Genomic DNA, 6,345 nt, shown 5'->3' with positions numbered 1-6,345 from the left:
ATGGGACTTTTTTTCTACACTCAAAAAGGCTCCATAATCTCTACAGTGGATTTACCCACTACAGAAATTATAGAGCCTTTATTTGATTAAAAATAACTAAAGATTTACAAATGATTTTAAGTTAATCTTTTAATAAATATCGATAAAAAGTTGATTATTCCAATATTTATGAATTGACTTTAATTATCTGAAATTCGTTTGTTTTTGAAATTTTCTACAAAAATTGTATAATAAAAATTGCCGTTTTGTATAATGAAGAAGTTGCAGAATGCTTATTTATCAATGTGAGGATGTTAAAATGATACAAGCGCTAGAAATCAATCTAGTAACGAATGGAAATGGGGTGGAAGCGGTCCAGTTTTACCAAGATGCCCTGCAGGCTGAGGTCTGTAATCTGAAGAAATGGGCAGACTTTGTCCATCCTTGTCCCAAGGAGCACGAACATTTGCTCTTGAGCGCTGAATTAGTGGTCGGAGAGCATCGACTGATGATTTCGGATGAAAATCCTGCCTTTGAATACCGACAGGGCTACAATTTTTCGGCCTTTATTGTGGTGGATACGGCGGATAATGCTAGACGTATTTACGAGAAATTGAGCCGGGATGCACGGAAGATTATTGCTGAATACCAGGAAACACCTTGGGCTCCTGCCTATGCCAACCTTGAGGACCAATTTGGTATCTGCTGGCAGATTATGGTTGGTGCCTAACAATCTGCAGTTCTTCTTCTTGTTCTATGCCCATAAATAGGCTATAATTGAGTAGAAGTTTAAGTTTGGTGAGGAAGAGAACATGTCATTTGAGAAACGCATTGAGGAAATGTATAAAGACCATGAGGTCAAGCCTTATATTTCTCCTGAACGCGATTTGGGTCAATGGTTGCTAGAACCCAAGCCGGTTCCCAAGCGCAATATGGTCCGTCTGGAAGAGGGAATTTTGCCGGGCGATATTATCTTGCTCTGGCGCATTAGTCTAGGTTCTTTTGAAACGACGACGCCCTATTCCAAGTATTTTGAGTACAGCTATGGGATTGACGGTCCTGCCCATATGGAACAACTGATTGCGGATGGCTATGCCCGCGTCGAAACAGCATTTGAGTCGCTGGATCACATTACTTCAACGGCCAAGAAAAATATTCTCAAGGCGGAAGGTGTGACCGGTTTGTCGAAAATGAAGGCGTCAGAAGTTGATCAAGCCCTCAAAGACCATTTGACGGAGGAACAATTGGCACCTTACTTCAAGGTTCGTGGCTACGCCTTGACCGAAAAAGGCCAGGCAGCACTGGACAATCACCCAGAAGTCATTGCCAAGCACCCGATGAAGAGGATGTATAAATCGTAAGGAATGGACGGCTCTATTTAAAACAAAAGGCTATAAACATTTCACGGACTTTAGGGGTAAATAACAATGAGCAAACTATTTAAAAATAAGAATTTCTATTTAGTATTATCTCTTCTAGTTTTGTTTGTTTTGTATTTTAGCAATCTTGATTCAAGATGGTTCTTTCTAGCTTATTTTGTTTATCTTATTCCTTATTGTTTGTTGGATTTATTTGATTATTGGAAAAGAAAGAAAAAGAAATAATTAGACTTTGTCAGCTCAATGGACTGGCTCAGCTGGTCTATTTTATTTTTTTCTTGACAGAAAACGCTGTCAATGATATCCTAGTAATAAATGTTGAAACGTTTCAAAAAATCTTTTGGAAAGGAGCCGATTGTGGAAGAACAAAAATCAATCACCATGAAAGATGTTGCGCGGGTTGCTGGTGTAAGCGTTGGGACTGTATCAAGAGTTATCAACAAGGAGTCTGGTATCAAGGAAAGCACCCTTGAAAAAGTTCAGACAGCCATTCAGGAATTGAATTACATTCCGGATGTCTATGCCCGTGGTATGAAGAAGAACAAGACCGAAACCATTGCCTTGATTATTCCGACTGTTTGGCATCCCTTTTTTGGAGAATTTGCCTATCATGTTGAAGTGGAACTGAGTAAGAAAAATTACAAGTTGCTCCTTTGCAATATCTCAGGACCCAAGAGGGAACTGGACTACCTGACCATGCTCCAGCAAAATAAGGTGGACGGCATTATCGCCATCACGTATAGTCCCATTGACGATTACCTATCATCTAATATTCCTTTTGTGAGTATCGACCGCACCTATGAAAACAAGGAAATAGCCTGTGTCAGCTCGGACAACCAAGCTGGTGCAGAACTAGCAGCGGACACCTTGATTGAAAAAGGTGGTAGCCATTTTGCCTTTATCGGTGGGCACAATAAAACCATCAACGAAACCAAAAAACGCAGAATTTATTTTGAAAAACGAATCACAGAAGCTGGCTATCCCTGCCATGTTCTCGATTTGGAAGAACCCTATAATGATTTTGTTGGAGAAGTAGAGAAATTTTTGATTGCCAACCCGCAAATTGATGCCATTTTCACCATCAATGACTTTGTAGCTTTGGAAACGGTAGAAGTTTTGGAGAAACTGGGTAAACGAATTCCTGAAGATGTCCAGGTCATTGGCTATGATGGTATCCAAATCGCACGAGATCGTCCGATGTTCCTATCGACCATTCGTCAGCCGTTAGAAAGAATGGCTCAAGAAGCAGTGGCTTGTTTGATTGATATCATTGATAAAAAAGGACAGCCACAACAAATCACCCTGCCAATTTCCTATGTTGAAGGAAAAACGACAAAAAATTGAAATTGGGGTTGACAGAAAACGGTTACAATGTTAGAATAAAATCATCAATAAATAGTTGGTTTTATTTTTACAAGAAAAATGAAACGTTTCAAAAATAGAGGAGTTCATCCTCTTTCTAAAACAGAAAATTTTGAAACGTTTCAAAAAGGAGTTCTTATGAAAACATCAAAACTGCAACAAGCTAGTATAGTTGACAGAATAAAGCAACAGAAACTCTTGTTGCTGATGTTGCTACCAGGTTTGGCCTTAACCTTCATCTTCCGTTACATTCCTATGTACGGGGTGCTGATTGCCTTCAAGGACTACAATCCGTTAAAAGGGGTACTTGGCAGTGAGTGGATTGGGTTTGAAGAGTTTACCAAGTTTCTCTCTTCTCCAAACTTTGGTAATTTGCTTGCCAATACCTTGAAATTAAGTGTCTACGGCCTGCTCCTAGGATTTCTTCCACCCATTATTTTGGCCATCATGCTCAATCAATTATTGAGCGATAAGGCTAAAAAACGGATTCAATTGGTGTTATATGCTCCAAACTTTATCTCGGTCGTGGTCATCGTCGGTATGATTTTTCTCTTCTTCTCGGTAGGAGGACCGGTCAATTCCATCCTAGGTATGTTTGGGTTGGAGGCCAACTTCCTGACGAATCCTGATTACTTCAGACCTCTCTATATTCTCAGTGGTATCTGGCAGGGAATGGGTTGGGCCTCAACGCTCTACACAGCAACCTTGGTCAATGTTGATCCTGCCTTGATTGAAGCAGCAAAATTAGACGGTGCCAATATCTTCCAACGTATCTGGCATATTGACTTACCAGCGCTAAAACCAGTTATGGTCATTCAGTTTATCCTGGCAGCTGGGGGCATCATGAACGTTGGTTACGAAAAAGCCTTTCTGATGCAGACCTCCCTCAACCTGACCAGCTCTGAAATCATCTCAACCTATGTCTATAAAATTGGTTTGGTGTCAGGGGACTACTCCTACTCAACAGCGGTTGGTTTGTTCAATGCCTTTATCAATATTATCCTGCTGATTGCAGTCAATAAGATTGTCCAACGCATTAACGACGGACAAGGCTTATAGGAGGTTCGTATGAATACACAAATGTACACAAAATTTGACAAGCGAATGCTGGTTGTCAATAAAATCTTGCTGGCATTTCTTGTTCTCATAACAGTTGTGCCTATGGTCTATATCTTAGTCGCTTCCTTCATGGATCCGCAGGCTTTGGTCAGCAAAGGCATTAGCTTTGATCCAAAGGACTGGACAGTAGAAGGCTACCAAAGGGTATTTTCAGACAAGTCTATCCTACGCGGATTCTTCAACTCCCTCTTTTATTCCTTCTCCTTGCCTTTGTGACTGTAGCCATTTCGGTCATGACTGCTTATCCTCTTTCAAAAAAGGATTTGGTTGGGAAAAAATGGATCAATGCCTTTCTAGTTTTCACCATGTTCTTCGGTGGTGGACTCGTTCCGACCTATCTCTTGGTTAAAGATTTGGGAATGTTGAACACTGTCTGGGCCATTATTATTCCTGGAGCAGTCAATGTTTGGAATATCATCTTGGCACGGACCTATTTTCAAGGCTTGCCAGATGAGTTGGTTGAAGCAGCCGTTATGGACGGTGCCAATGAATTTCAGATTTTCTGGAAAATCATGATTCCGCTGGCAAAACCGATTATGTTTGTACTTTTTCTCTATGCTTTTGTCGGTCAATGGAATTCTTACTTTGATGCTATGATTTACATCAAGGATCCAGACTTGGAGCCACTCCAACTAGTACTTCGTAAAATCCTCATTCAAAGCGAGCCTGCTAAGGACATGATTGGTGCCCAGGCTGCCATGAATGAAATGAAACGAATCGCAGAAATGATTAAGTATGCGACCATTGTCATCTCTAGCTTGCCACTCATTGTTATGTATCCATTCTTCCAGAAATACTTTGACAAGGGTATCATGGCTGGTTCATTAAAAGGTTAAAATTATTCAAAATTTTTATAGAAAACAAAACAGGAGGTTGTTTCTGATGAAACACAAATTTGGAAAAACAGTTGTTACGCTTCTAGCAAGTACCGTTTTGTTGGCTGCTTGTGGCTCGAAAAATACCGCATCAAGCCCTGATTATGAATTGAAAGATGTTCAGTTCCCTTTGGAAAAATCCGTTACGCTTAAGTTCATGACAGCTAGTTCACCTCTAGCTCCAGCTGATCCTAATGAAAAGTTGATTTTTCAACGTCTTGAGGAAGAAACTGGCGTTCATATTGAATGGACAAACTACCAGTCAGACTTTGGTGAAAAGCGGAATTTGGACATTGCTTCGGGTGACTTGCCAGATGCCATCCATAACGACGGGGCTTCTGATGTGGAATTGATGAACTGGGCTAAACAAGGTGTTATTGTACCAGTTGAAGACTTGATCGATGAGCATATGCCAAACCTCAAGAAAATTTTGGATGAAAATCCAGAGTATCGTTCCATGATTACAGCACCAGACGGACATATCTACTCATTCCCATGGATTGAAGAGTTGGGTGAAGGCAAGGAATCTATCCATACTGTCAGCGATATTGCTTGGATTAACAAGGAATGGTTGAACAAGCTTGGTCTTGAAATGCCAAAAACAACCGATGACTTGATCAAGGTCCTTGAAGCCTTCAAGACAAAAGATCCAAACGGCAACGGTAAGGCAGATGAAATCCCAATGTCCTTTGTCAACGGTAACGGCGGCGAAGACTTCAAGATTCTCTTTGGTGCCTTTGGCGTCGGAGATAACGACGAGCACATCGTTGTCAACAATGACGGCACTGTTGACTTTACAGCGGACAATGAAGACTACAAAGAAGGTGTTGAGTTCATGCGTACCCTTCAAGAGAAAGGTCTTATTGACCCAGAAGCCTTCGAGCATGACTGGAATACTTATCTTGCTAAAGGTAGTGAAAATCTCTACGGTGTATACTTCACTTGGGATAAAGCGAACATTACAGGGATGAACGATACTTATGACATCTTGCCAGTCTTGGCAGGTCCTGACGGAACCAAGCACATCACACGTACAAACGGTATGGGCTTTCAACGTGACCGCATGGTCATTACTTCAGCTAACAAAAACTTGGAATTGACTGCTAAATGGATTGATGCCCAATACAAACCAATCCAGTCTGTTCAAAACAACTGGGGTACCTATGGGGACGAAACCCAACAAAACATATTTGAACTTGATACAGCAACCAATAGCCTTAAGCACCTACCGTTGAACGGCACTGCACCGGGTGAATTGCGTCAGAAGACAGAAGTTGGAGGACCGCTTGCTATTCTTGACGAATACTACGGTACAGTGACAACTATGCCAGATGATGCTAAATGGCGTTTGGACTTGATGCACGCAACCTATCTTGACTATGTGACCAACGATGATATCTACCCTCGTGTCTTCATGGAACAAGAAGATTTGGACAAGATTGCCCAAGTAGAAGCAGATATGAACGACTTCATCTACCGCAAACGTGCAGAGTGGATTGTAAACGGTGGTATCGAAGAAGAATGGGATAGCTACTTGAAAGAGTTGGAAAGCTATGGTCTTTCTGACTGGTTAGCTATTAAGCAAAAATACTACGATCAGTACAAAGAAAAACAGTAATTTAAAAGGAGGC

5 protein-coding genes and 1 pseudogene are annotated in these 6,345 nt (G+C 41.1%); all 6 read left to right on the top strand.

Annotated features, from left to right (window positions below; translation table 11 throughout):
- The first annotated feature begins 298 nt into the window (after positions 1–298).
- A complete protein-coding gene (locus tag ACHBHN_RS07050) occupies positions 299–709 on the top strand; it encodes a VOC family protein (protein WP_105123258.1) in 411 nt (136 codons plus the stop codon).
- A gap of 82 nt (positions 710–791) precedes the next feature.
- Positions 792–1,340 carry a hypothetical protein gene (locus ACHBHN_RS07045; RefSeq protein ID WP_105160656.1) on the top strand — a complete coding sequence of 183 codons (549 nt, stop codon included), beginning with the start codon at positions 792–794 and terminating at the stop codon, positions 1,338–1,340.
- A gap of 372 nt (positions 1,341–1,712) precedes the next feature.
- Positions 1,713–2,702, top strand: coding sequence for a LacI family DNA-binding transcriptional regulator (locus ACHBHN_RS07040; protein ID WP_394733847.1), 990 nt, complete (start codon positions 1,713–1,715; stop codon positions 2,700–2,702).
- Positions 2,703–2,858: 156 nt separating this feature from the next.
- Positions 2,859–3,779 carry a sugar ABC transporter permease gene (locus ACHBHN_RS07035; protein ID WP_105110989.1) on the top strand — a complete coding sequence of 307 codons (921 nt, stop codon included), beginning with the start codon at positions 2,859–2,861 and terminating at the stop codon, positions 3,777–3,779.
- A 9-nt stretch (positions 3,780–3,788) separates the two neighbouring features.
- Positions 3,789–4,675, top strand: a pseudogene (locus ACHBHN_RS07030) (carbohydrate ABC transporter permease).
- A 46-nt stretch (positions 4,676–4,721) separates the two neighbouring features.
- Entirely contained in the window at positions 4,722–6,332 is a 1,611-nt protein-coding gene (locus tag ACHBHN_RS07025) for an ABC transporter substrate-binding protein (protein WP_394733844.1), read from the top strand.
- The last annotated feature ends 13 nt before the right edge of the window (positions 6,333–6,345 follow it).

Source organism: Streptococcus sp. A22, from assembly GCF_043674215.1.
GTDB lineage: Bacteria > Bacillota > Bacilli > Lactobacillales > Streptococcaceae > Streptococcus > Streptococcus suis_V.
Note: the sequence above shows the minus strand (reverse complement) of the source record. Positions and strands in the feature narration are given on the sequence as shown.

Bases quoted from the DNA above. Each gene is read 5' to 3' on its own strand.
- ACHBHN_RS07050 (WP_105123258.1), top strand. From the start codon at position 299: ATGATACAAGCGCTAGAAATCAATCTAGTAACGAATGGAAATGGGGTG.
- ACHBHN_RS07045 (WP_105160656.1), top strand. From the start codon at position 792: ATGTCATTTGAGAAACGCATTGAGGAAATGTATAAAGACCATGAGGTC.
- ACHBHN_RS07035 (WP_105110989.1), top strand. From the start codon at position 2,859: ATGAAAACATCAAAACTGCAACAAGCTAGTATAGTTGACAGAATAAAG.
- ACHBHN_RS07025 (WP_394733844.1), top strand. From the start codon at position 4,722: ATGAAACACAAATTTGGAAAAACAGTTGTTACGCTTCTAGCAAGTACC.